We start from the raw sequence: 23,987 nt of genomic DNA, 5'->3' as shown, positions 1-23,987 counted from the left end.
GTCGAATCGTCGCACCGCCCCTCCCGCCTTTGATCTCTTTCGCCTGATAGACTCTCCACACTTTCCTCCTGCGAGCCGCCCCCATGCTCCACGTGTTATTCAGCGTCTACCTGAAAATGCTGGTGCTCTACAGCCCGTTCTTCGTGCTGTCCTGCTTTATCAGCCTGACCCGTGGTTATTCCAGCAAAGAGCGGCGGCGCCTGGCGTGGAAAGTGGCGCTGGCGACCCTGGTCTCGAGCGTGTTGCTCTACCTGTTCGGCCGGGTGATTTTCAGTGTGTTCGGCATCACCGTCGACGCCTTCCGCATCGGCGCCGGCAGTGTGCTGTTCATTTCCGCCCTGGGCATGGCCCAGGGCAAGTCGGCGGTGCAGACCGACAACGTGCAGCAGGACGTGACCATCGTGCCGCTGACCATCCCCCTCACGGTCGGCCCCGGCACCATCGGTGCGCTGCTGGTGATGGGCGTCAGCCAACCGCACTGGGATGACAAGCTCACCGCTATCCTCAGCATCGCCCTGGCCAGCCTCACGGTGGGCGTGGTGCTGTACCTGTCCAACCGTATCGAACGCATCCTCGGTGACCAGGGCTTGCAGATTGTCAGTCGGTTGATGGGATTGTTCGTGTGTGCCCTGGCCGCACAAATCATCTTTACCGGCGTGCGCGGCTACCTGGTGCCCTAGATCCGGTATTTGGCAATTGCCAGTTGTACCTTGTCGCCCGCGCTTTCGCGCATCAGTTGGATCGTCTTTTCATTGATCACCGAGGTATTGAGCACCAGGCACGTCTGCCCGCTGAAGGCCTCGAACGAGGAGCTGTCCCACTCCAGGAAGGGCAGCCCCGTCTGTTTGCTCACGCCGTGAGTGCTGTAGGTCACCAGCACCATCGTCAATTCGCCATCGATTTCGGCACAAGAGGCCAGGCCGAAATCACCGCCCTGGTGCACCGAGCTGTTGCGTTTGAACAATTCAAAAGACGCCGGCGTCTGCTTCAACGCCTCCAATGCATCGGCCGCCAGTTTCGGCAGCATGCCCAGCAGCGGCGCGGACAAGGACGTGGAAGCCAACAGCGTGGCAATAAGATTCAGCGCCGCCAGCTGCACGGTCAGCCCCTTGCCCGAACGTGAGACCCGTTCGAAGCTGCTGCGCACCGGGAGCCACCCCAGGCTGACCATCACCTTGATGAATTCGTCGTACCAGTCCTCGGTACCGCGGTGTATTTTCAATACATCGCTGACGTAACTGCTGGCCAGCAAATAACTCTTACGGACATATTCTCGCTTCAGACCCGACAGGCCTTCGGCAAACGAAATCACGCCGTTGTTGACCACGGCTGCGTTGAAGTCATCTTCGGTGTCCAGCGGTACAGCTGCGTGCTTGCCTGACGCGCCCGGTAATTTGTAGGCGGCAATCAACTTGCGCCTTTTTGTCGTGTTGATCCGTCTGTGATGTCGCTCCATTTTGATTCTCCACAAGCACCCCAAAGTGGGGCTTGTGTCCACCCTAGTTCACCGGCGGATGGGCTTTCCAGGCGATAAACATCCCTTGGCGCAAGGCGTTAAACCGTAACGCCCAGCAATAACGCGGCATGACCGGCGTGCCTCCATATTTCGTTGTAAAAAAAAGAAAAAACGCCGAATAACGCCAGAAAAATCCCTGGGCTATTCGGCGCTTTCAGGCAACCGACAGGCCGTTTTCAGGAAGCGGGTTTTTCACCGTACCATCGTGGTGTGTAGACCCATTCGCCACCATCGGCACGGGGAAATGTGCAGGTAGTGGACGAGCCGATCAACACCATGGTGCGCATGTCCACTTGATCCGGCGTCAGTTGCCCCAGCGTGGTGACACGCAGGGTCTGCCCCGGGCGACCTATATCGCGGCCCAGCACCACCGGCGTTTGCGGCGTGCGATGCAGGGCGACGATTTCCAGGGCGCGCCCCAGTTGCCACGGCCGCGCACGCGAGATCGGGTTGTAGAACGCCAAGGCCAGGTCGGCCTGGGACGCGAGGTCCAGGCGTTTTTCGATGATCGACCAGGGTTTGAGGTTATCCGACAGCGACATCACGCAGAAGTCATGGCCCAGCGGTGCGCCCGCCTGGGCGGCAGTGGCCAGGCTGGCCGAGACCCCGGGCAGGATTTCCAGGTCGACCTGATGCCAGGCCGGATCGCTGGATTCGTGCAGCGCTTCGATCACCGCAGCCGCCATAGCGAATACCCCCGGGTCACCGGAGGACACCACCACCACCGAGCGACCTTGGGCCGCCAGCTCGAAGGCGTGGCGGGCCCGCTGCATTTCTTCGCGGTTATCGGTGCAGTGTTGCACTTGATCATCGCGGAACGGGCCGGCCATGCGCACATAGGTTTCGTAACCCAGCACATCGGTGCAACGCGCCAACTCAGCCTTCACCGCAGGCACCATCAACTCGGCGGCACCGGGGCCAAGGCCGATCACGGCAAGGCGGCCACGAACACGACCAATCTGCGACAACTCCAGCGGCTGTTCAGCCACGCTGACCACGATATCGGCGTCCTGGCAAACGCTGGTAAAACGCAACGGCACACCCAGCGCCAACGCCGCCTCATGCAGCGACGCTTCGGCCATCTGCGTTTCGCTGGCCAGCAGGCACGCCAGGGATTGCACGGCCAGACCCGCTTCATGCAACGCCGTGCGTACACGCTCGGCCAATTGCGCGCCGGGTTTGCAGGTCACACTGACGGTCTTCGGGTAGATCAGCAACTCATTGGCGGTGGGTTGGCGCTCGGCACTGCCGACATGAATCGCCAGGCGCGCTTGTGGGTCCTGCGGCAAGTTGGCTTGGTCCAGCCAAGGCGCTGCGCCTTCGATGCGCACGTTTTCACCGGCCAGCAAGTCGGACACGAAACGCTTGCCCAACTCCAGGTCGGCCAGCTCGTAGCCCTGCGGCGGGTTGAGCAGGCAGGTGCCAAAACGCAGTTCGCCACTGGTGGTGATCGCAGCGGCCACATTCAACGCAGCAGCAATTTCGCGCGCCATGACGTTCACACCGCCAAGGCCCCCCAGCAACGGCACTACGGCGCTGCCGTCTTCAGCCACGGCCAGCACGGCCGGCTCTTCGCCTTTTTCCAGCAGCAGCGGCGCCAGGGTGCGGATCACGATACCGGCCGCGCACAGCGCAATCAGCGGCGTGCCCTGCTGGTACAACTGGCGCAGGGTCGTGCCGAACTCGCTGTAGGCCTGGTCAGCACCTTCAACGCGGCCGGCAAGACCGTGGATCAGCGCCTCGGGATAAACCTGTTGGATCCTGCGCGCGGTGGCCAGGCTGCCCTGGCCCAGAATGACAATCGCCGGGCTCATCAACCTTGCCACCTTTCACCCGGCACGATGATCAGCGAGAAATAGGGCGAAGACGCCGGGTCGACCTGATCCAGCGGCACGATCTTCTGGTTGGCCATCGTGGCGCGCTCCACATAGAGGGCACGCTCGGCCAGGCCGAGTTCTTCGAGCACCAGGCGCACTTTCGGGAAGTTGCGCCCCAGCTTCATGATCACCGCCGCGTCGGCGTCCGCCAGGCGGCGCTTGAGGTCCTCATGGGGCAACACGCCCGAAAGCACCGACAGGCTCTGGTTGCGATACACCAGCGGCGCCCCCAACACCGAGGCGCCGCCGAGCATCGAGCACACGCCGGGGATGACTTGCGCTTCATAGCGTTCGGCAAGTCGGTCATGCAGATACATGTAGGAACCGTAGAAGAACGGGTCACCTTCGCAGATCACCGCCACATCGCGACCGGCATCCAGGTGCGCGGCAACGTCGACACTGGCAGCGTCGTAGAAATCGCTGATCACCTGCTCATAGGACATCGGCGCCGGCAGTACCTCGGTAGTCACCGGGTACACCAGCGGCATCAAGGTCTGTTGCGGCACCAGGTGATCTTCGATGATGCCGAAGGCATTGCCCTTCTTGCCCTTGGCCACGAAGTACGCCACCACTGGCGATTCGCGCAGCAGGCGCAGGGCCTTGAGGGTGATCAGTTCCGGGTCACCGGGGCCTACGCCCAGGCCGATCAAACGTCCGCGTGCCGGCATTATTCGACCTCCGTGGCCAGGGCATTCACCGCAGCGGCGGCCATCGCACTGCCGCCCAGGCGGCCCTGCATGATCACGAACGGCACGCCACGGCTGTCCGCCGCCAGCATCGCCTTGGATTCGGCGGCGCCGACAAACCCGACCGGGAAGCCAAGGATCAAGGCAGGTTTAGGCGCACCGGCATCGAGCATTTCCAGCAGGTAGAACAACGCGGTCGGCGCATTGCCGATCACTACTACGCTGCCTTCCAGATGCGGGCGCCACAGCTCCAGCGCGGCGGCGGAACGGGTGTTGCCCAGTTCACGCGCCAGCTCCGGTACGCTGTCGTCGCGCAGGGTGCAGATCACCGGGTTATTGGCCGGCAGGCGCGCACGGGTCACACCTTCGGAAACCATCCGCGCATCACACAGGATCGGCGCGCCAGCGGCCAACGCATCGCGCCCGGCCTTGCCCGCGCCTTCGGAAAACTGCAGGCCGTCGATGGCCTCGACCATGCCGCACGCATGAATCACCCGCACCGCGAGTTTCTCCAGGTCGGCCGGAATGCGCTCCAACCTGGCTTCCGCGCGAATAATGGCGAAGGAGTTGCGATAGATCTCCTGACCGTCGCGGATGTAATCAATCATCGGTGTTGCTCCGTGGACGAGCGCGCAACAGGGCGCCCGCCGCTTCAATGGAAAGGGTGCGCGCGTGCAGCCGGCCGAAACCGGACTGGGCTGCCTCGCGGAAATAGAGGTCGTAGTGGCCGGGGCTCACCGCCAGCAAGGTGACCGGCGCGACATGCGCGGCGGCACAGGAACGGGGGCAGCCGGACAGGTGCACGTCATGGCCGGGGTTCAGCGCAGCCAGTTGCACGGCGTCAGCCTTGGTGTCGGCCAGGGCCTTGCCGCAACCGCTGGAACCCGTGCAGGCGGTCATGCGCGCCAGGGGTTGGTCGATGGAGCAAAGGAAGCCCAGTTGCGCCAGGCGCTCGGTCACGGCGTGCGGTTTTTCGATGTTGGGCAACAGCACGCCTTGCCAAGGGGTGAAGCGCAAGGTGCCGTCGCCGTACTCACTGGCCAGGTGTGCGGCGCCTTTGAGCATCGTCGCGTCCAGGCGCCCCAAGGGTGCGATGACGGCGACGTAGAACTGATTCTTTTGAACCTGTGGATAAGTGCCGAGGTGCAGCAAAGCCCCGTTGGGCGGGCGTCTGAAGCCTTCAGCCGACAGCAATGGCAGGCGCAGATGCCCCAGCAAGTTATCCACAGCCAAATGCCGCATGCGGGTTTGTTCCGGGCCGGCCAGTTCGAGGAACGCCTCCAGCACGGCCACCACCAGCGCATGACCCTGCTCGAGCGGCACGGCGGCCAGCGGCGCATCCAGCCCCGGGCAACCGGCCAGGCCAAAGGCGAGGAGCGTCTGGCCATTGCGGATAAAGGCCGACAGCCACAGGTCGTGGTGATGTTCGAGCATCGCCAGGGCTTCGCCGCCATCCAGTTGTACGGCGAACTTGGCCGACAGTTCATGGAAACGGGGATGGTTTTGCAGGGTGGCGAGAATCTGCTCAGCCAACGGGCGGGTGTCGAACAGCATCTGCCGGTCGATCCCGGCGCTGGGGCTGAGCATCAGGTTGCGTACATCGTCGCCGGCGGCATTGTCGGGACCCAGGCCTGCGGCCAGTAGCAGGGCGATCAATGCCTGCTCTTGGGTACCGATCCCGCGAATCTGCAGGTTGGCCCGGTTGGTCGCCTCGATCACGCCGCCCGCATGGGCCTGGGCCGCGTCCGCCACGGCATGGGCTTGTGTAGCGCTGATCGAACCACCGGCCAACTTGATCCGGCAAATGCCGCCGTCCAACGCCTGGACAATGCGCAGCAACCCCGGACAAGCCGAGGGGCGCAAGGTATTCACAGCGGGCGTTGGGTTCACGGGGCTACCGGTTGGTGGGTAAAGGCGCGGTATTATGCCTGCTTTGTCCGGCGGCATGAAAAGCCTGCCCGTCGGATGTCGTTCAAGGAATTCATATGTCGCCCTGGCTGACGGTTGTAGGCATCGGAGAAGACGGCTTCAAGGGACTGGGCAGGAACGCCCGGCATGCCCTGTTGCACGCCACGCGGATTATAGGCGGCCAGCGCCAGTTGGACCTGTTGCCGGTGTGTATCCGTGGCGAGCGCCAGGTGTGGCCGAGCCCGTTTTCCCTGGAACCGGTGCTGGCGCGGCGCGGCGAGCCGGTGTGCGTGCTGGCCAGCGGCGATCCGATGTTCTATGGCGTGGGGGCCAGCCTGGCGCGGCAGGTGCCCGCTGAAGAGTTGCTGATTTTACCGGCGCCCTCGTCGGTGTCCCTGGCGGCGGCGCGGTTGGGCTGGCCGTTGCAGGACGTGGTGACGTTGTCCGTGGTGGCCCGACCGTTGGCCGCGATCAATGCGCACCTGGCCAGTGGCGTGCGCTTGTTGGTGCTGAGCAATGACGGTCGCAGTCCTGGCTTGATTGCCTCGTTATTGGCGCAGTCCGGTTTCGGCCAGAGCCGGTTGAGCGTGTTCGAGCACTTGGGCGGCACGGATGAGCGGCGTATCGAAGGTTTGGCGGATGAGTGGCAGCACGCCTGCGTCGCCGATTTGAATCTGCTCGCCATCGACTGCGTCGCTTCTGGGGCAACACCGCGCCTGTCGCGCCTGGCAGGCCTGCCCGACTCAGCCTTCAAGCACGACGGCCAACTGACCAAGCGCGATGTGCGCGCCATGACCCTCGCTCGCCTTGCCCCCATGCCCGGTGAGTTGCTGTGGGACGTGGGCGCGGGCAGCGGTTCCATCGGTATCGAGTGGATGCGTACGCACCCGAGCTGCCGCGCGTTGGCGATTGAAGCCGATGAAGGCCGCCAAGGCCTGATCGAACACAACCGCGACGCCCTTGGCGTGCCCGGGCTGCAACTGGTTCGCGGCAAGGCGCCCGAGGCGTTGAGCGGCCTGGAAGCCCCGGACGCCATCTTCATCGGCGGCGGCGTCACCCGCGACGGCGTGCTCGATACCTGCTGGCAACACCTGCGCCCCGGTGGTCGGCTGGTGGCCAATGCCGTGACCCTGCAAAGCGAAATGACCCTGATGAACTGGCGTGCCCAGCATGGCGGCGAACTGACGCGCATCCACGTGGCGCAGGCGCAGCCGTTGGGGGAATTCGATACGTGGCGCCAGGCGTTGCCGATTACCTTGCTGGAAGTGGTCAAGCCGCTATGAAACGCATCCTGCTGTTGGGTGGCGTGACTGAAGCGCTGGCCATTGCTCGTACGCTGGGCCCGGAACATATCTACAGCCTGGCCGGGGTTGGACGTGTGCCCACCGACCTGACCTGTCAGGTGCGAGTCGGTGGTTATGGTGGTGCCGAGGGCTTGGCGCGATTTGTTCGGGATGAAGGGATTGGGCTGATTGTCGACGCGACCCATCCGTATGCCGCGCAGATCAGCCGCAATGCCGCCGAAGCTGCGCGCGCGTGCGGCGTGCCTTGCTGGGCATTGCGCCGACCGGCGTGGCAGCCGCAGATGGGGGATGACTGGCGTGAGGTGAGTGATTGGGCTTCGTTGATTGAAGCGTTGAAGCCCTTCAAACGCCCGCTGTTCACCTTGGGCCGCGAGCCGTTGCAGCATCTGGATGAAATCCCGCCGGAGCAGTTCTGGACGCTGCGCGCACTGGATGTGTATCCGGGGAATGCGCGGTGTGAAGTGATTGGCGCGCGCGGGCCGTTTTTGATTGCGGATGAGCGTGCGTTGTTCGAGCGGCGCGGCATTGATGTGCTGATCAGCAAGAACAGCGGGAGCACGGCAACGGAGCCGAAGTTGGAGGTGGCACGGGAGCGCGGGGTGCCGGTGTTGGTGTTGAAGCGGCCGGTGTTGGCGATGGTAGATCGAGAATTCACTACTGTGCCTGCGGTACTACAGGCAATCGCCACTCTCTAAACACCATCGATTCAGTGTGGGAGGGGGCTTGCCCCGATTACGGTGTATCAGTCTAAACATCTGTGACGGGTCCATCGCCATCGGGGGCAAGCCCCCTCCCACATTTAGAACGGCATCATCACGCAGCGCTTTTCGTTGGCCCGGCAGCATCGTGTACACGCTCCGCAAGCAACTGCGCCAGCTCAATCAACTGCGCGACGCCGAGCAATGCTTCGCGTGGCGCGCCTTCCAGGTTGAAGGCAATGTCACAACTCAGCGCATTGGCTGAGGCCAGGGTTTCGCTGAGGTTGACCAAAAGGTCTTCACTGCTGATTCCATCGGACACGGTGAAAAGCCGGACGGGTCCATCCCTGAGGGCTCGCCATTACTGACAAGATCTGTAAGCCACCCTCAACTCGACCTGCCGAACAGACGATTATCGAACACATGATCGCAAACTCCGAGTTTGCGGACGCACTCAGCGTTGAAGCCGAAGCCCTGAAATCGGATGAACCTGAAGTAGCAGCGCGATTAAACCAATGGCTGGAAAAGGCCCAATACCTCCCTGACAGAAAGACAGGATTCACTCGTTTCGACGCCGCTGACTATCTCCTAACGCAAGAAGATATGGATGCTTTCCTCGAAGCCTGCATCGAAGAGGACCCAGGCGATGGTTCTTTGATCAAAATAGGGAGAGACGACATTGCTCGCGCAACCCGCAGGCTCAACACCAAGCGATAGCCGAACACTGGCAAAATGTGGGAGGGGGCTTGCCCCCGATGGCGGCGTGTCAGCCACTGGTTTGTTGGCTGGGCTGGCGCTAGCGGTGGCAAGTGAATCGTTGCACCAGCCCTCCCACATTTGAACTGTGCAGCTTTGAAGATCGGCATCCACTCGATTCCCCGTCTATCCTCAAACCAGTCACTGCGACACCAAACCACACCGCCCCTTTTTACTTATCCCCACCGATCAGGCTAAATACCCGCCTGATCGTTTAACCCTACGGATTGTCCGCCATGCCCCGTCAACGCTTTGCAATTGCCTGGATCGCCTGCCTTGCAGTGCTGTTCAATGCCTTTGCCATGCCGATGGCCAGCGCGATGCAGCAGTCCAGCGACCCGGTCCGGCAATTGCTGTGGGGCAGTTTCTGTTCCTCAAATGGCGCAAGCCTCAAGACCATCGCCCTAGGCAAGCTGGAGATCCCGGCGCCGCAGCAGGACGATCATTCCACCATGCAGCATTGCTGGTGTTGCTCGGGCTCGGCACCGTTGGTGGCGTTGCCGGGGCATGTGCCGCAGTTGTATCTCACCCAATTCAATACTTCACAGCGCTTGCCGCCGCCCCGGCTGCACAGCCCGCCCCCGCGTCAGCAATGGCCAAGCCTAAACCCCCGCGCCTCTCCAACGGCTTGATCCTCTTCGCAAGTGAACTGCGTTTAGAACCGTTCTGGAGAACTGCCATGCTCAAATCTTCCCTGCTTCTGGCTGCGTTGTTGCTGCCGGTGTTCAGTGCTGCCAATGCCGATGACTACAAGGCCGGCGACCTGCGGGTCAGCGATCCCTGGTCCCAGGAATTGCCACCGAATGCGCCAACCGTCGCGGCGTACTTTGTGATTCACAACACCGGAGAAAGCCCGGACCGCCTGCTCAGTGTCGACACCCCCGTGGCGGACAAGGCCGAGCTGCATGAGCATGTAATGCAGGGCGACCTGATGAAGATGCAGCAGGTGCCCAGCGTCGCCGTACCGGCCAAGGGCGAGCTGACCTTCGCGCCCATGGCGTATCACGTGATGCTGCTGGGCCTCAAGGACCGCAGCCTGCTGGCCGACGGCAAGCAATTCCCGCTGACCCTCACCTTCGAAAAAGCCGGCAAGGTCGAGGTGGAAGTGTCGGTGCAGAAAGTGCCGCCGATGGCCACCCACGAGCACAAGCACGCCCAATAGGCTGACACTCGATGGGCGCCCCTCGCGCCAGGTTGTCTCCACATTCGCGTATGAAGCGCGGCAGTTGGATCAGCCTGTTCGCCATGCTGATGATCTTTATCGGTCCGCTGATTTCCCAAGCGATGCCGATGGACCATCACGCCGGTATGTCGATGGACATGCCGATGGACCACGGCGCCTCCCATCACCCCATGGCGCCTGACGAACACCACGCCCTCTGGTCCAAGTGCGGCTATTGCGACCTGCTCTATAGCTGCCCCGCCCTGCCCGGCGGCGTTTCAATCTTCACCCTGAGCAGCCCGCCGCCCGCCAGCGCCCTCACCCCCGCCACACGCCTGGGCCATGCCCGGCAGAGCATCTTCCCCGGCGCCCGCAGCCGCGCGCCGCCCATCGCTTCGTAAGCACTTAACACCGTTACTTCACACCGGCCGACTTTAGACAGACAGCCGCAGGCTGCTGGCCGTGTTGTTTACGATTGCTAGATGGAATGTGTCATGTCCAGGTTTCCTGCTGACTCCCGTATGGGATATACCCCTGTGCTCGCTGCCCTGTGCGGCGCGCTGCTTGCCCCTCACGCTCAGGCCGATGACCACGCCGAACATGAGCTGACGCCCACCGTGATCACGGCAATCGCCCCCAGCTCACCGCTGACCGTTATCACCAACCCGAAAGACCCACGCCAACCGGTGCCCGCCAGCGATGGCGGCGACTACCTCAAGACCATCCCCGGCTTCGCCCTGGTGCGCAATGGCGGCACCAATGGCGACCCGGTGCTGCGCGGCATGTTCGGCTCACGCTTGAACATCCTCACCAACGGCAGCATGATGCTCGGCGCCTGCCCCGGCCGCATGGACGCCCCCACCTCGTACATCTCGCCCGAGACCTACGACAAGCTCACCGTGATCAAAGGCCCGCAAACCGTGCTCTGGGGCCCGGGCGCATCGGCCGGCACCATTCTGTTCGAGCGCGAGCCGGAGCAGTTCGGCGAACTCAGCACACGTCTCAACGCCAGTGTGCTGGCCGGTTCCAACGGGCGCTTCGACAAGGTCATCGACGCTGCTGCCGGCGGGCCACTGGGCTACGTGCGGGTGATCGGCAACCAGGCCCACGCCGATGACTACAAGGACGGCAACAACGACACCGTCGCCTCGCGCTATGACAAATGGAATGGCGATGTGGCGGTCGGCTTCACCCCCGACGCCGACACCCTGCTGGAACTCACCGCCGGCCGTGGCGATGGCGAGGCGCGTTATGCCGGGCGCGGTATGGACGGTTCGCAGTTCCTGCGCGAGAGCCTGGGGCTGCGCTTTGAAAAGTCCAACATCGGCGAGGTGCTGGATAAGGTCGAGGCCCAGGTCTATTACAACTACGCCGACCACGTGATGGACAACTACAGCCTGCGCACGCCATCCGGCACCGGCATGATGGCGGGGCCCATGGCGTCCAACGTCGACCGGCGCACCCTCGGCGCACGTATCAAGGCCACCTGGCGCTGGGCCGATGTGCAACTGATCGGCGGCCTGGACGCGCAGACCAACGAACACCGCCAGCGCAGCAGCATGGGCATCGACACCTACAAGGACTTGCCCCGGGTCAAGGACGCCGACTTCCACAACTACGGCGCGTTCGGCGAACTGACCTGGTACGCCGCCGACCGCGATCGCCTGATCACCGGTGCGCGGCTGGACCGCGCTTCGGCCAAGGATTTGCGCCAGACCAGCGGCTCGGGGATGATGACCCGCCCCAACCCGACCGCCGACGACACCCGCACCGACACGTTGCCCTCGGGCTTCGTGCGTTATGAACACGACCTGGCCGACAGCCCCACCACCCTCTACGCCGGCCTGGGCCACTCGGAGCGCTTCCCGGATTACTGGGAGCTGTTTTCCCCCAACACCGGCGCGGTCGGTTCGGTGAATGCCTTCGACGGCGTGAAGCCGGAGAAAACCACCCAGCTCGACTTCGGCGCGCAATACAAAGCCGACGACCTTGAAGCCTGGGCCTCGGGTTACATCGGCCGGGTGCAGGACTTCATCCTGTTCGACTACAGGCCCGGCATGATGGGCACCACCTCCCAGGCCCGCAACGTCGACGCGCGCATCGTGGGCGGCGAATTGGGCGCGGCCTACAAGCTCACCCGCAACTGGAAAGCCGACGCCACCCTCGCCTATGCCTGGGGCAAAAACAGCAGCGACGGCAAGGCGCTGCCGCAGATGCCGCCGCTGGATGCACGACTGGGCCTGACCTACAGCGAAGACGACTGGAGCGCCGGTGCGTTGTGGCGCGTGGTCGCGGCGCAGAACCGCATCGACCAGAACAAAGGCAATGTGGTCGGCAAGGACTTCGACAAGAGCGGCGGCTTTGGCGTGTTCTCGCTGAATGCGGCGTACCGCATCAACAAGCATTTCAAGGTCAGCACCGGCGTCGACAACCTGTTCGGCAAGGCCTACGCCGAGCACCTGAACCTGGCCGGTAACGCCGGGTTCGGCTACCCGGCGAGTGACCCGCAAGCCATCAAGGAGCCAGGCCGAACACTCTGGACCAAAGTCGACATGAGCTTCTAAGAGCATCGCGGGCAAGCCCCCTCCCACACTTTTGATGTTGTGAACACCATCAAATGTGGGAGGGGGCTTGTCCCCGATGACGGCCGACCAGACACAAAAAACTCAAAGCCTTGCGGAGCCCAATGATGAGCACTCAAAAAATATCCTTCTACAACCTGGCCTGGCGCTGGCACTTCTACGCCGGCCTCTTCGTCGCCCCTTTCATGGTGCTGCTGGCCCTGACCGGCATCATCTACCTGTTCAAACCCCAGCTCGACCCGCTGATGTACGGCGACCTGCTCAAGGTGCAGAGCGCCGCGCACGCCCTGAGCGCCGACGAGCAACTGCAACGCGCCCAGGCGGCCTACCCCAAGGCCGCGATCAGCAAATACCTGCCCGCCGCCGACGCCACCAGCAGCGCGCAATTCGTGACGCATCAGGACGGCCGCGAAGTGACGGTCTTTGTCGACCCCTATCGCGGCACGGTCCTCGGCGAGCAGGATGCCAAATACAACCTGCAAGCCATCGCCCGCGCCCTGCACGGCGAGCTGATGATCGGCACGGTCGGCGACCGTCTTGTAGAACTCGCCGCCGGTTGGGGCGTGATGCTGGTGGTGTCGGGCCTGTACCTGTGGTGGCCGCGCGGCAAGTCATCAGCCGGTGTTCTATGGCCACGCTTCACCACCCGTGGCCGGGTGTTCTGGCGCGACCTGCATGCGGTCACCGGTTTCTGGGGCGCCTCGCTGTTGCTGGTGATGCTGCTCAGCGGCATGACCTGGACCGGCTTCTGGGGCAAGCAGTACGCCGAGCTGTGGAATCGCTTTCCAGCGGCGATGTGGAACAACGTGCCGCAGTCCGACCAGCAGGCGCGCAGCCTCAATACCGCCAGCCAACAGACCGTGCCCTGGGCCATGGAGAACACGCCGATGCCGATGTCCGGCGACCACGCCGAGCACATGAACCACGGCGCCATGCACGCCGGTCCCGCTGCACCCACGGTGCGCCTGCAACAGGTGGTCGACCTGGCCAACGCACGCCACGTCGAGCCCGGCTACAGCATCACCTTCCCCACCACCGCCGAAGGTGTGTTCACCGTCGCGGTGTTCGCCAACGACCCACGCAACGACGCTACCCTGCACGTCGACCAGTACACCGGCAAGGTCCTCGCCGATGTGCGCTGGGAGCATTACAACCTGGTGGCGCGCGCCACCGAGACCGGCGTGATGCTGCACGAAGGCAAGATGTTCGGCTGGGTCAATCAGCTGATCGTGCTGCTGATCTGCCTGATGATCCTGCTGAGCGCGGTCAGCGGCGTGGTGATCTGGTGGAAACGTCGTCCGGTGGGCGGGCTGGGCGTGCCGCCGCTGCGCCACGACCTGCCGAAGTGGAAAACCGCGATGGTGATCATGTTCGGGCTGGCGATCATTTTCCCGCTGGTGGGTGCGTCGTTGATCGTGGTGTGGGTGCTGGACCGCCTGGTGTTGTCGCGGCTGTTCGCACAACGTGAATCTGCCTCAGGTTCGACATGAAGTCGGCGAGATGCCCTACATAGAGGCGTTATGTAGTCTTACGCGGGCTTTCGCCCACGCCGCAGTAAGTGTTAACTTATAACACTTACTGCTTACTCCAGCTCGCCGCGCCCAGCGGCGAGCACTGCCTTCAAGAAGACTTTTTCGTCCGATGAACAAGTACCTCGCGTCCGGCCTGTGCCTGCTCGCCCTGCATACCTGCGCCCAGGCCCTGACCCTGCCCGCCAGCCCCGTCACTGCACCTGCCGTGGACGATGACCACGTCGACCTCAAGACCCCGACCACCGCCGGTTCGCGCCTGAACCTCAGCGCCCTGCAAACCCCCGGCAGCGTCGAGAGCCAGACCGGCGTGCAGATCCGCGAACGCGGCGACGCCAGTGTGCAGGACGCGATTTCCCGCGCCACCGGCATCAGCCGCACCGGCACGCCGGGCGACGGCGGCACCTCGTTGTCGGCCCGGGGTTTTACCGGCCAGGGCTCGGTGATGCAGTTGTATGACGGCAACCGCATGTACATGGGCATGGGCACCTCGACCTTCCCGGTGGACACCTGGTCGGTGGAGCGCGTCGACGTACTGCGCGGCCCGGCCTCGGTGCTGTACGGCGAAGGCGCCACCGGTGCGGTGATCAACACCGTGCCGAAAAAGCCTTTCGAGGGCGAGATCGAAAACCACATCCGCCTCGGCTACGGCTCGTATGATCGCCAGCAACAAGCCCTGGACAGCGGCGGCTCGCTGACCGACACCCTGAGCTACCGCCTGAACCTCAATCGCCTGCGCAGCAACGGATTCATCGACCGCGGCGACTCCAGCAGCGACTTCGTCAGCGGTGCCCTGCGCTGGCGGGCGGCAGACAACCTGAGCTTCACTTTCGCCAGCGACTACGGCGACCAGCGCCCGCAGAACTACTTCGGCACACCGCTGATCAACGGCCAGTTGCACAAGGGCCTGCGCGACAAGAACTACAACGTCAGCAACGACACCCAGCACTACAACGACCAGTGGACACGCCTGACCAGCGAGTGGCAGATCAACGACAGCGTCAGCGCCACCAACGAGCTGTATTACCTGAAAAACCAGCGTCGCTGGCAGAACGCGGAGAACTACAACTTCATCGGCGGCCAACTGACCCGCAGCGGCAACTATGGCATCAAGCACAACCAGGAACAGCTGGGCGACCGCCAGACCTTCACCTTCAAGCACAGCCTGTTCGGCCTCGACAGCCAGACCGTGACCGGCGTGGAATACAACCGCATCCGCTTCCGCCTGGCCAGTAACTCGCCGTTTACCGACACGTTTGCCAGCGGCCAACCCATCGACGTGAACCACCCCGCGCCGGGCCAGTTCGCCAGCAACGACCCGTTCAAGCCGCTGTTCGCCAGCACCACCAAAACCGTCGCCGGCTTCGCGGAAAACCGCCTGCAGCTCACCGACCAACTGTCGCTGATCACCGGCATCCGCCGCGACTACGCGCACATCGACCGTGATGACCTGCGCACCGGCAGCCAGTCCGACAAGACCCTTACCGGCAATAACTGGAAGGCGGGCCTGGTCTACGCGATCACGCCCGACACCTCGGTCTATGGCCAGTACGCCACCAGCACCGACGGCGTCGGTGGCCTGATTTCCCTGAGCCCGGGCCAGCAGCAGTTCGACCTGTCCACGGCCAGGCAGACCGAGATCGGCATCAAACAGGCCTTCTGGGATCAGCGCGGCGAATGGACATTGGCGGCGTATCACATCGTCAAAAAGAAACTGCTCACCGACGTGCCGGGCAATCCGAGCCTGCAGCAGCAAGTCGGCCAACAATCCTCCCGTGGCCTGGAAGCCAGCCTCGACCTGCAACTGCCCCACGCCTGGCAACTGCAAGCCAACGCGGCCATCGTGCATGCGCAGTACGACGACTTCAAACAGGACGTCAACGGCGTGCAAGTGTCCCGCGACGGCAACCGCCCGGTGGACGTCCCACGTCGCACCGCCAACCTGTGGCTGAGCAAGGCGGTGACCGACGATATCCGCGCCGGTGCCGGTGTGCGTTATGTGGATGCACGTTATGCCGACATGGCCAACCAGAATGAGTTGCCCAGCTACACCGTGGTCGATGCCACCGTGTCGTGGAAAGCCCTGCGCAACACCACCCTGGGCCTGCAGTTGAACAACCTGTTCGACCGCACCTACGCCGTCAGCCAATACAACGACGGCCAGCAGTGGATCCTCGGCGAACCACGCTCGTTTTTTGTCACGGCGGACTACACCTTCTGATGACCGCACTCACCCTCAGCGACCTGGCCTGGACCCCGCCGGGGCATGACCATTGTCATCACCAGTTCCAACTGCGTGACGCCAGCCTGCAAGTCGGTGCGGGAGAGTTCGTCGGCCTGATCGGGCCTAACGGCAGCGGCAAGACCAGCCTGTTGCGCTGCGCCTACCGGTTCAGCAAACCGGCGTGCGGCGACGTGTTGCTCGACCATCAGAACGTGTGGAAACAGAGTTCGAAGTGGTGCGCGCAACGCATTGCCGTGGTGCTGCAGGAGTTCCCGGATGCGTTCGGCCTGCGCGTCGATGAAGTGGTCGCCATGGGCCGTACGCCGCACAAGGGCCTGTTCGACGGCGACACGCTGCACGACCGGCAGTTGATCCACCAGGTACTGGCGTCAGTCGGCATGCACGGCTTCGAGGATCACGCTTTCGCCACCCTGTCAGGGGGTGAAAAGCAACGTGTGATCCTGGCCCGCGCCCTGGCCCAGCAACCGCAGTTGCTGATCCTCGACGAGCCGACCAACCACCTCGACCCGCGCTACCAACTGGAGCTGCTGCGGCTGGTCAAGCGCCTGCACATCGGCACCCTGGCGAGCATTCACGACCTCAACCTGGCCGCCGCCTTCTGCGATCGCCTGTATGTGATCAACCACGGGCGCATCGTCGCCAGCGGCACGCCCCATGAGGTGCTGACCCGCGAACTGCTGCGCGATGTGTTTGGCGTCGAAGCGTTGATCGATCCCCACCCGCTGTCCGGCTACCCCCGAATCACCTGGATAACCCAACCATGATCCTGCGTTCGCTGCTTGCCACTACCTTGTTGTTCAATGCCACCGGGGCACTCGCCGAAGCGACCCACTACCCGGTGACCATCAAGAGCTGCAACCGCGACGTGACCTTCCAGGAAGCGCCGAAACACGCGGTCAGCCACGACATCAACATGACCCAGATGATGCTCGCCCTCGGCCTCAAGCCGAGCATGGCCGGTTACAGCGGCGTTACCGGCTGGAAGTCGGTCACGCCGGAAATGGCCGGGCTGCTCGACGGCCTGCCGGAGCTGGCGAGCAAGTATCCCTCGGTGGAAACCCTGCTCAACGCCAATGTGGATTTCTTCTTCGCCGGCTGGGACTACGGCATGCGCGTGGGCGGCGACCTCACGCCAAGCACGCTGCAACCCTTGGGCATCAACGTGTATGAGCTGACCGAATCCTGCGCCTTCGTGATGAAGCGCCCGGCCGCGACCCTGGAAGACACTTATAACGACCTGCGCAACCTGGGCAGGATTTTCGATGTGCAGGACCGCGCCAATGCCTTGATCGCGCAGATGCAGGCGCAGGTCGCCGAGGTGCAACAGGACCTGCCCGCCGACAAGCCCCGGGTGTTCCTCTACGACAGCGGTGAAGACCGCGCCATGACCTCCGGCCGCCTGGGCATGCCCCAGGCGCTGATCGACGCGGCGGGCGGGCGCAACATTCTCGATGACATCGACGCCAGTTGGACCCGGGTCAACTGGGAGACCGTGGTGGAGCGCAACCCGCAGGTGATCGTGATCGTTGACTACAGCGAAGTCACTGCCGAACAGAAAGAGCAATTCCTGCTCAACAACCCGGCGCTGCGGGCGGTGGATGCGATCCGCAACCAGCGCTTTATCGTGATCCCTTACGTGCAGGCCACGCCGGGTATCGACAACGTGCTGGCGGTGGAAACCCTGGCCAAGGGGTTCCGCGGCGAATGATCACCCGTCGCTATGGGCTGCTGCTCGCCGCGCTTGGCGCGGTGCTGCTGGTCTCCTGCGTGCTCTCGCTGGGCTTCGGCCCGGCACGGGTGCCAGTGGACGTCGTGTGGCGCATCCTGATGTACAAAGCGCTCGGCATCGGTCAAGCGAATTGGCCGGCCGGGCAGGAACATATCGTGTGGCTGATCCGTGTGCCGCGCATGCTGCTCGGCGCGCTGGTGGGCGCCGGGCTGGCGTTGATCGGCGCGGTGTTGCAGGCAGTCACGCGCAACCCGCTGGCCGATCCGCACCTGCTTGGTGTCACGTCCGGCGCCACCCTGGGCGCGGTGATCGTGGTGCTGCATGTGGGCGAAGTCATCGGCCTGCTGACCTTGCCCATCGCCGCGTTTGTCGGAGCTTTGGCGAGCATGCTGGTGGTGTTGGCCGTGGCCAGTCGCAACGGTCGCCTGGAAAGCGATCGTCTGTTGCTGTGCGGTGTGGCGGTGTCCTTTGTGATGATGGCGGCGGCCAATCTGCTGCTGTTCATGGGCGACCATCGCGCCGCCTCGGCGGTGATGTTCTGGATGCTCGGCGGCCTCGGCCTGGCGCGCTGGGAGCTGCTGGCGATTCCGGCGCTGACGGTACTGCTGGGACTTCTGGTGCTGCTGGGCATGGCACGCCCGTTGAACGCGCTGATGGCCGGCGAACAGACAGCCGTGACCCTCGGCCTGAACGCCCGCACCGTGCGGCTGAAGGTGTTCCTGGTGGCCTCATTGATGACCGGTGTGCTGGTGTCCATCAGCGGCTCCATCGGTTTTGTAGGGCTGATGGTGCCGCACATCGCCCGGCGTCTCGTCGGTGCCGAGCATCGCCGCCTGCTGCCGATCTGCGTGCTGCTGGGCAGTCTGTTCCTGGTCTGGGTCGACGTGGCCGCCCGCACGCTGATCGCCCCTGAAGACCTGCCCATCGGCGTGGCCACGGCGGCGATTGGCGGGGTGTTTTTCATCGGGCTGATGCGCAAGCGCTGACCGCGCCCCGTTGTAGCGCATAGCGATGCACCTGGCACGCAGCCCTGCCATTTGATGGTGCGCAACCCGAGCGCAACACGCGGCCAGGCGACTATTTCATGCCTTTTCCCGACTAGGCACAGCGCTTGCAATCACCTCCTCGACTTTGTCCCTCTCATAACAATCTTGAGTTCACGGAGATCGCACCATGAAGCGTCGTAGCTTGATCAAGGCTTTCACTCTTTCGGCGTCCATTGCCGCCATGGGCATGACCTGGACGATCCAGGCCGCCGAGACCATCAAGGTCGGCATCCTGCACTCGTTGTCCGGCACCATGGCGATCTCCGAAACCTCGCTCAAAGACATGGCGCTGATGACCATCGACGAGATCAACGCCAAGGGCGGCGTGAACGGCAAGATGCTCGAACCGGTGGTGGTCGACCCGGCGTCCAACTGGCCGCTGTTCGCCGAAAAGGGCCGCCAGTTGCTGACCCAGGACAAGGTCGCCGTGGTGTTCGGCTGCTGGACTTCGGTGTCGCGCAAATCGGTGTTGCCGGTGTTCGAAGAACTCAACGGCCTGCTGTTCTACCCGGTGCAATACGAAGGCGAAGAGATGTCGCCGAATGTGTTCTATACCGGCGCGGCGCCCAACCAGCAGGCGATCCCGGCGGTGGAGTACCTGATGAGCGAAGAAGGCGGTGCGGCCAAGCGCTTCTTCCTGCTGGGCACCGACTACGTGTACCCGCGCACCACCAACAAGATCCTGCGCTCGTTCCTGCACTCCAAGGGCGTCGCGGATAAGGACATCGAAGAGGTCTACACCCCGTTCGGGCACAGCGACTACCAGACCATCGTCGCCAACATCAAGAAGTTCTCCGCCGGCGGCAAGACCGCGGTGATCTCCACCGTGAACGGCGACTCCAACGTGCCGTTCTACAAAGAGCTGGCCAACCAGGGGCTGAAAGCCACCGATGTACCGGTGGTGGCGTTCTCGGTGGGCGAAGAAGAATTGCGTGGTATCGACACCAAGCCCCTGGTGGGCAACCTGGCGGCCTGGAACTACTTCCAGTCGGTGGAGAACCCGGTGAACAAGAAGTTCGTGGCCGACTGGAAAGCCTACGCCAAGAAACACAACCTGCCGGGCGCGGATAAAGCCGTGACCAACGACCCGATGGAAGCCACCTACGTGGGCATCCACATGTGGGCGCAGGCTGCCGAGAAAGCCAAGTCCACCGATGTCGACAAAGTGCGCGAAGCCCTGGCCGGCCAGACCTTTGCCGCGCCATCGGGCTTTACCCTGACCATGGACAAGACCAACCACCACCTGCACAAGCCGGTGATGATCGGCGAGATCCAGGCCGATGGGCAGTTCTCGGTGGTGTGGCAGACCCAGGAGCCGATCCGCGCACAACCGTGGAGCCCGTACATCCCCGGCAATGACAAGAAGCCGGACTATGCGGTGAAAAGTAACTAAGCCCCAAGCGCAGATAACAATGTGGGAGGGGACTTGCCCCCGATAGCTGAGTGTCAGGCTCTGCATGTGCTGACTGACCCACCGCCATCGGGGGCAAGCCCCCTCCCACATCAAGCTTGTCCGCGCGTGATCAGGACATTTGTTTATGCCCACTGCCCTCTACCGCTGTTTACTGGCTTTGCTGCTGTTGCTGCCTTTGGCCGCACACGCCAGCGACGCCGAAGACTTCCTGTCCGCCAACCCCACCCAACAAGCCAAACTGCTCCAGGACTGGGCCGCCCAGCCTGACCCGGCGCGCATCGAGCTGATGGACGCCCTGCAACAAGGTCAGCTCACCGTCAACGGTGAGACCAGGACCGTACGCCTGAACAACCGCCTGCGCGGCCTGATCGATAACGTGCAGGCCAGCCAGCAACTGCTCGCCGCCGACCCCAAGGTGCGTCTGGCCGCCGCGAAGACCTTGCAGAAAAGCGCGCAACCCGCGCAGTTGAAATTCCTCGACCAGCAAGTCGCCACGGAAACCGATGAGCAGGTGCACAGCGCCCTCAGCCTGGCACTGGCCAACCTGCAACTGGTCGACACCGACCCGGCCATTCGCCTGAATGCCGTGCGTTTGCTCGGCAGTACCGGCGACCCGCTGGCCCGCACGCGCCTGGAAGCCCTGCTTGCGCCGGGCGTTGAAAGCGATGCCGCCGTGCATACCGCCGCCGAAACCAGCCTGGCCCAGGTCAAGCGCAAATTGATGATCGGCGAACTGCTCGGGCAAGCCTTCAGCGGCATGTCCCTGGGTTCGATCCTGCTGCTCGCGGCCCTGGGCCTGGCGATCACCTTCGGCCTGCTGGGCGTGATCAATATGGCCCACGGCGAGATGCTGATGCTGGGTGCCTACTCCACCTACGTGGTGCAACTGCTGATGCAACGCTACGTACCGGCGGCCATCGAGTTCTACCCATTGGTTGCGCTGCCGGTGGCGTTCTTCGTCACCGCCGCCATCGGCATGGCCCTGGAGCGCACGGTGATCCGTCACCTCTACGGGCGGCCCCTGGAAACCCTGCTGGCCACCTGGGGCATCAGCCTGATGCTGATCCAACTGGTACGCCTGATGTTCGGCGCGCAGAACGTCGAGGTGTCCAACCCGGCGTGGTTGTCCGGTGGTATCCAGGTGCTGCCCAACCTGGTGCTGCCGTACAACCGCATCGTGATCATCGCCTTTGCACTGTGCGTGGTACTGCTGACCTGGTTGCTGCTGAACAAGACCCGCCTGGGCCTCAACGTGCGGGCGGTAACCCAGAACCGCAACATGGCCGCCTGCTGCGGCGTGCCCACCGGGCGCGTGGACATGCTCGCGTTTGGCCTGGGTTCGGGTATTGCAGGTCTGGGCGGGGTCGCTCTGAGCCAGATCGGCAACGTCGGCCCGGACCTGGGCCAGAGCTACATCATCGACTCGTTCCTGGTGGTGGTGCTTGGCGGCGTCGGTCAGTTGGCCGGCAGCGTCACGGCGGCGTTCGGCCTGGGCATCGCCAACAAAATCCTGGAACCGCAGATCGGTGCCGTGCTCGGCAAGATCCTGATCCTCGCGCTGATCATTCTGTTTATCCAGAAACGCCCGCAGGGACTCTTCGCACTGAAAGGACGGGTGATCGACTGATGAACCAGCCATTGATGCTCACGGCCACGCAAAAGGCCGGCCCCAAGCTGACGATTGCCCTCGGCGCGATGATCCTCGCGGTGCTGCTCGCGCTGCCGCTGCTGTCGCTGTTGCCGCCGGACAATCTCTTTCATGTCTCGGCCTATACCTTGACCCTGGTGGGCAAGATCCTCTGCTACGCCATCGTCGCCCTCGCCCTCGACCTGGTGTGGGGCTACGCGGGCATGCTGTCCCTCGGCCACGGCCTGTTCTTTGCGCTGGGCGGTTATGCCATGGGCATGTACCTGATGCGCCAGGCCGCCGGCGATGAGCTACCGGCGTTCATGACCTTCCTGTCGTGGACCGAACTGCCGTGGTACTGGGTGGGCACCGAGCACTTCCTCTGGGCCTTGTGCCTGGTGGTGCTCGCGCCGGGGTTGCTGGCGCTGGTGTTCGGCTTCTTCGCCTTCCGTTCGCGGATCAAGGGCGTGTACTTCTCGATCATGACCCAGGCCCTGACCTTCGCCGGCATGCTGCTGTTTTTCCGCAACGAGACCGGCTTTGGCGGCAACAACGGCTTCACCAATTTCCGCAGCATCCTCGGGTTTGGCATTACCGAGCCGGGCACGCGGGCGGTGCTGTTTGTCGCCACCGTCGCCTTGCTGGTGGCCAGCCTGTACATCGGCTGGCGCCTGGCGCAGAGCAAGTTCGGCCGGGTGCTGACCGCGCTGCGCGATGCCGAGAACCGCCTGATGTTCTGCGGCTACGACCCGCGTGGTTTCAAGCTGTTCGTGTGGGTGTTGAGCGCGGTGTTGTGTGGTTTGGCCGGGGCGCTGTATGTGCCGCAGGTGGGCATTATCAACCCCAGCGAAATGTCGCCGACCAACTCCATCGAAGCCGCCGTGTGGGTGGCCCTGGGCGGGCGCGGCACGCTGATCGGCCCATTGCTCGGCGCTGGCGTGGTCAATGGCATGAAGAGCTGGTTCACCGTGGCCTTCCCGGAGTACTGGCTGTTCTTCCTCGGGGCGCTGTTCATCCTCGTCACCCTGTACCTGCCCAAGGGCGTTATCGGCCTGTTGAAGAAATGAGGAACGTCATGCTGGAACCCATTTTCGATGCGGGCAGCGGCCGCGATGCCATCGGCCTTGGCCAGGCGGCCGGCAAGGGCCTGAACACCCGCCACGGCACCATCCTGACCCTGGAAGACATCAGCGTGAGCTTTGATGGCTTCAAGGCCCTCAACGCCTTGAACCTGTACATCGGCGTCGGCGAACTGCGCTGCATCATCGGCCCCAACGGCGCGGGCAAGACCACGCTGATGGACGTGATCACCGGCAAGACCCGGCCCAGCCACGGCACCGCCTGGTTTGGCGAAAACCTCGACCTGACCGGCATGAGCGAAGTGCAGATCGCCCAGGCCGGCATCGGTCGCAAGTTCCAGAAACCCACGGTGTTCGAGGCCTTGAGCGTGTTCGAAAACCTGGAGCTGGCGCAGAAGACCGACAAATCGGTGTGGGCCAGCCTGCGCGCACGCCTGAGCGGCGAACAGAAAGACCGCATCGATGAAGTGCTCGACACCATCCGCCTGACCGCCTGCGCACCGCGCCAGGCCGGGTTGCTGTCTCACGGCCAGAAGCAGTTCCTGGAAATCGGCATGCTGCTGATGCAGGACCCGCAACTGTTGCTGCTGGACGAACCGGTGGCGGGGATGACCGACGCCGAGACCGAGTTCACCGCCGAACTGTTCAAGCGCCTGGCGGGCAAGCATTCGCTGATGGTGGTGGAGCACGACATGGGTTTTGTCGGCTCGATTGCCGACCACGTGACGGTGTTGCACCAGGGCAGCGTGCTGGCCGAAGGGTCGCTGGAGCAGGTGCAGGAAAACGAGCGGGTGATCGAGGTTTACCTCGGTCGCTGACCAGGACACTG

23 protein-coding genes are annotated in these 23,987 nt (G+C 63.5%); 17 read left to right on the top strand and 6 right to left on the bottom strand.

Annotation, left to right across the window (positions count from 1 at the left end; translation table 11 throughout):
• Positions 1–83 precede the first annotated feature (83 nt).
• A complete protein-coding gene (locus AC3WP7_RS24560) occupies positions 84–680 on the top strand; it encodes a MarC family protein (protein ID WP_003171467.1) in 597 nt (198 codons plus the stop codon).
• Here the strand turns inward: AC3WP7_RS24560 and AC3WP7_RS24555 are convergent.
• From AC3WP7_RS24555 to cobG, 5 genes are all read right to left on the bottom strand, one after another.
• Complete coding sequence (locus tag AC3WP7_RS24555; RefSeq protein ID WP_092249936.1) at positions 677–1,456, bottom strand: hypothetical protein; 780 nt, start codon at positions 1,454–1,456, stop codon at positions 677–679. The genes AC3WP7_RS24560 and AC3WP7_RS24555 overlap by 4 nt on opposite strands.
• Positions 1,457–1,692: 236 nt before the next feature.
• Positions 1,693–3,330, bottom strand: coding sequence for a precorrin-3B C(17)-methyltransferase (gene cobJ, locus AC3WP7_RS24550; protein WP_092249933.1), 1,638 nt, complete (start codon positions 3,328–3,330; stop codon positions 1,693–1,695).
• Positions 3,330–4,061, bottom strand: coding sequence for a precorrin-2 C(20)-methyltransferase (locus AC3WP7_RS24545; RefSeq protein WP_071491607.1), 732 nt, complete (start codon positions 4,059–4,061; stop codon positions 3,330–3,332). The genes cobJ and AC3WP7_RS24545 overlap by 1 nt, the downstream gene beginning before the upstream one ends.
• Positions 4,061–4,687: a precorrin-8X methylmutase gene (locus AC3WP7_RS24540; RefSeq protein WP_071491608.1), complete on the bottom strand. Its 627-nt coding sequence runs from the start codon at positions 4,685–4,687 to the stop codon at positions 4,061–4,063. The genes AC3WP7_RS24545 and AC3WP7_RS24540 overlap by 1 nt, the downstream gene beginning before the upstream one ends.
• Positions 4,680–6,026 (bottom strand): precorrin-3B synthase, encoded by a 1,347-nt coding sequence (cobG, locus tag AC3WP7_RS24535; protein ID WP_092249930.1) that lies wholly within the window; start codon positions 6,024–6,026, stop codon positions 4,680–4,682. Before cobG ends, AC3WP7_RS24540 begins: the two co-directional genes overlap by 8 nt.
• A gap of 38 nt (positions 6,027–6,064) precedes the next feature.
• Here cobG and cbiE point away from each other — a divergent pair, with 38 nt between their 5' ends.
• Together cbiE and AC3WP7_RS24525 are read left to right on the top strand one after the other, a co-directional pair.
• Positions 6,065–7,270 (top strand): precorrin-6y C5,15-methyltransferase (decarboxylating) subunit CbiE, encoded by a 1,206-nt coding sequence (cbiE, locus tag AC3WP7_RS24530; RefSeq protein ID WP_092249927.1) that lies wholly within the window; start codon positions 6,065–6,067, stop codon positions 7,268–7,270.
• Positions 7,267–7,986, top strand: coding sequence for a cobalt-precorrin-6A reductase (locus tag AC3WP7_RS24525; RefSeq protein WP_102591564.1), 720 nt, complete (start codon positions 7,267–7,269; stop codon positions 7,984–7,986). Before cbiE ends, AC3WP7_RS24525 begins: the two co-directional genes overlap by 4 nt.
• Before the next feature lie 118 nt (positions 7,987–8,104).
• Here AC3WP7_RS24525 and AC3WP7_RS24520 read toward each other — a convergent pair whose 3' ends face one another.
• Entirely contained in the window at positions 8,105–8,311 is a 207-nt protein-coding gene (locus tag AC3WP7_RS24520; protein ID WP_093514644.1) for a DUF6124 family protein, read from the bottom strand.
• A gap of 101 nt (positions 8,312–8,412) precedes the next feature.
• Between AC3WP7_RS24520 and AC3WP7_RS24515 the strand changes: the two genes are divergently transcribed.
• From AC3WP7_RS24515 to urtD, 14 genes are all read left to right on the top strand, one after another.
• Positions 8,413–8,706, top strand: coding sequence for a helix-turn-helix domain-containing protein (locus AC3WP7_RS24515; RefSeq protein WP_071491613.1), 294 nt, complete (start codon positions 8,413–8,415; stop codon positions 8,704–8,706).
• A gap of 275 nt (positions 8,707–8,981) precedes the next feature.
• Entirely contained in the window at positions 8,982–9,377 is a 396-nt protein-coding gene (locus tag AC3WP7_RS24510; protein WP_093514643.1) for a DUF2946 domain-containing protein, read from the top strand.
• A gap of 47 nt (positions 9,378–9,424) precedes the next feature.
• Positions 9,425–9,907 carry a copper chaperone PCu(A)C gene (locus AC3WP7_RS24505; protein WP_102591563.1) on the top strand — a complete coding sequence of 161 codons (483 nt, stop codon included), beginning with the start codon at positions 9,425–9,427 and terminating at the stop codon, positions 9,905–9,907.
• Positions 9,908–9,918: 11 nt separating this feature from the next.
• Positions 9,919–10,308, top strand: a complete 390-nt coding sequence (locus AC3WP7_RS24500) for a DUF2946 domain-containing protein (protein ID WP_102591562.1) — start codon at positions 9,919–9,921, stop codon at positions 10,306–10,308.
• Between the two features lie 93 nt (positions 10,309–10,401).
• A complete protein-coding gene (locus AC3WP7_RS24495) occupies positions 10,402–12,471 on the top strand; it encodes a TonB-dependent copper receptor (RefSeq protein WP_102591561.1) in 2,070 nt (689 codons plus the stop codon).
• 125 nt (positions 12,472–12,596) lie between these two features.
• The gene (locus AC3WP7_RS24490) at positions 12,597–13,979 is read left to right on the top strand and encodes a PepSY-associated TM helix domain-containing protein (protein ID WP_102591560.1); all 1,383 of its coding nucleotides are present in this window, start codon (positions 12,597–12,599) and stop codon (positions 13,977–13,979) included.
• A gap of 151 nt (positions 13,980–14,130) precedes the next feature.
• Positions 14,131–16,239: a TonB-dependent receptor gene (locus AC3WP7_RS24485; RefSeq protein ID WP_102591559.1), complete on the top strand. Its 2,109-nt coding sequence runs from the start codon at positions 14,131–14,133 to the stop codon at positions 16,237–16,239.
• Positions 16,239–17,027 carry an ABC transporter ATP-binding protein gene (locus AC3WP7_RS24480; protein ID WP_093530648.1) on the top strand — a complete coding sequence of 263 codons (789 nt, stop codon included), beginning with the start codon at positions 16,239–16,241 and terminating at the stop codon, positions 17,025–17,027. The genes AC3WP7_RS24485 and AC3WP7_RS24480 overlap by 1 nt, the downstream gene beginning before the upstream one ends.
• Positions 17,024–17,971, top strand: coding sequence for an ABC transporter substrate-binding protein (locus AC3WP7_RS24475; RefSeq protein ID WP_102591558.1), 948 nt, complete (start codon positions 17,024–17,026; stop codon positions 17,969–17,971). The genes AC3WP7_RS24480 and AC3WP7_RS24475 overlap by 4 nt, the downstream gene beginning before the upstream one ends.
• Positions 17,968–18,978 carry a FecCD family ABC transporter permease gene (locus AC3WP7_RS24470; protein ID WP_102591557.1) on the top strand — a complete coding sequence of 337 codons (1,011 nt, stop codon included), beginning with the start codon at positions 17,968–17,970 and terminating at the stop codon, positions 18,976–18,978. The genes AC3WP7_RS24475 and AC3WP7_RS24470 overlap by 4 nt, the downstream gene beginning before the upstream one ends.
• A gap of 187 nt (positions 18,979–19,165) precedes the next feature.
• Complete coding sequence (gene urtA, locus AC3WP7_RS24465; protein ID WP_093128435.1) at positions 19,166–20,431, top strand: urea ABC transporter substrate-binding protein; 1,266 nt, start codon at positions 19,166–19,168, stop codon at positions 20,429–20,431.
• Positions 20,432–20,576: 145 nt separating this feature from the next.
• Positions 20,577–22,079: an urea ABC transporter permease subunit UrtB gene (gene urtB, locus AC3WP7_RS24460; RefSeq protein ID WP_102591556.1), complete on the top strand. Its 1,503-nt coding sequence runs from the start codon at positions 20,577–20,579 to the stop codon at positions 22,077–22,079.
• Positions 22,079–23,146, top strand: coding sequence for an urea ABC transporter permease subunit UrtC (gene urtC / locus AC3WP7_RS24455; protein WP_092249886.1), 1,068 nt, complete (start codon positions 22,079–22,081; stop codon positions 23,144–23,146). Before urtB ends, urtC begins: the two co-directional genes overlap by 1 nt.
• On the top strand, positions 23,143–23,976 hold the full coding sequence (gene urtD, locus AC3WP7_RS24450) for an urea ABC transporter ATP-binding protein UrtD (protein WP_172963310.1): 834 nt from the start codon (positions 23,143–23,145) through the stop codon (positions 23,974–23,976). The genes urtC and urtD overlap by 4 nt, the downstream gene beginning before the upstream one ends.
• The last annotated feature ends 11 nt before the right edge of the window (positions 23,977–23,987 follow it).

This window comes from Pseudomonas sp. FW305-3-2-15-C-LB1 (genome assembly GCF_058787615.1).
Note: the sequence above shows the minus strand (reverse complement) of the source record. Positions and strands in the feature narration are given on the sequence as shown.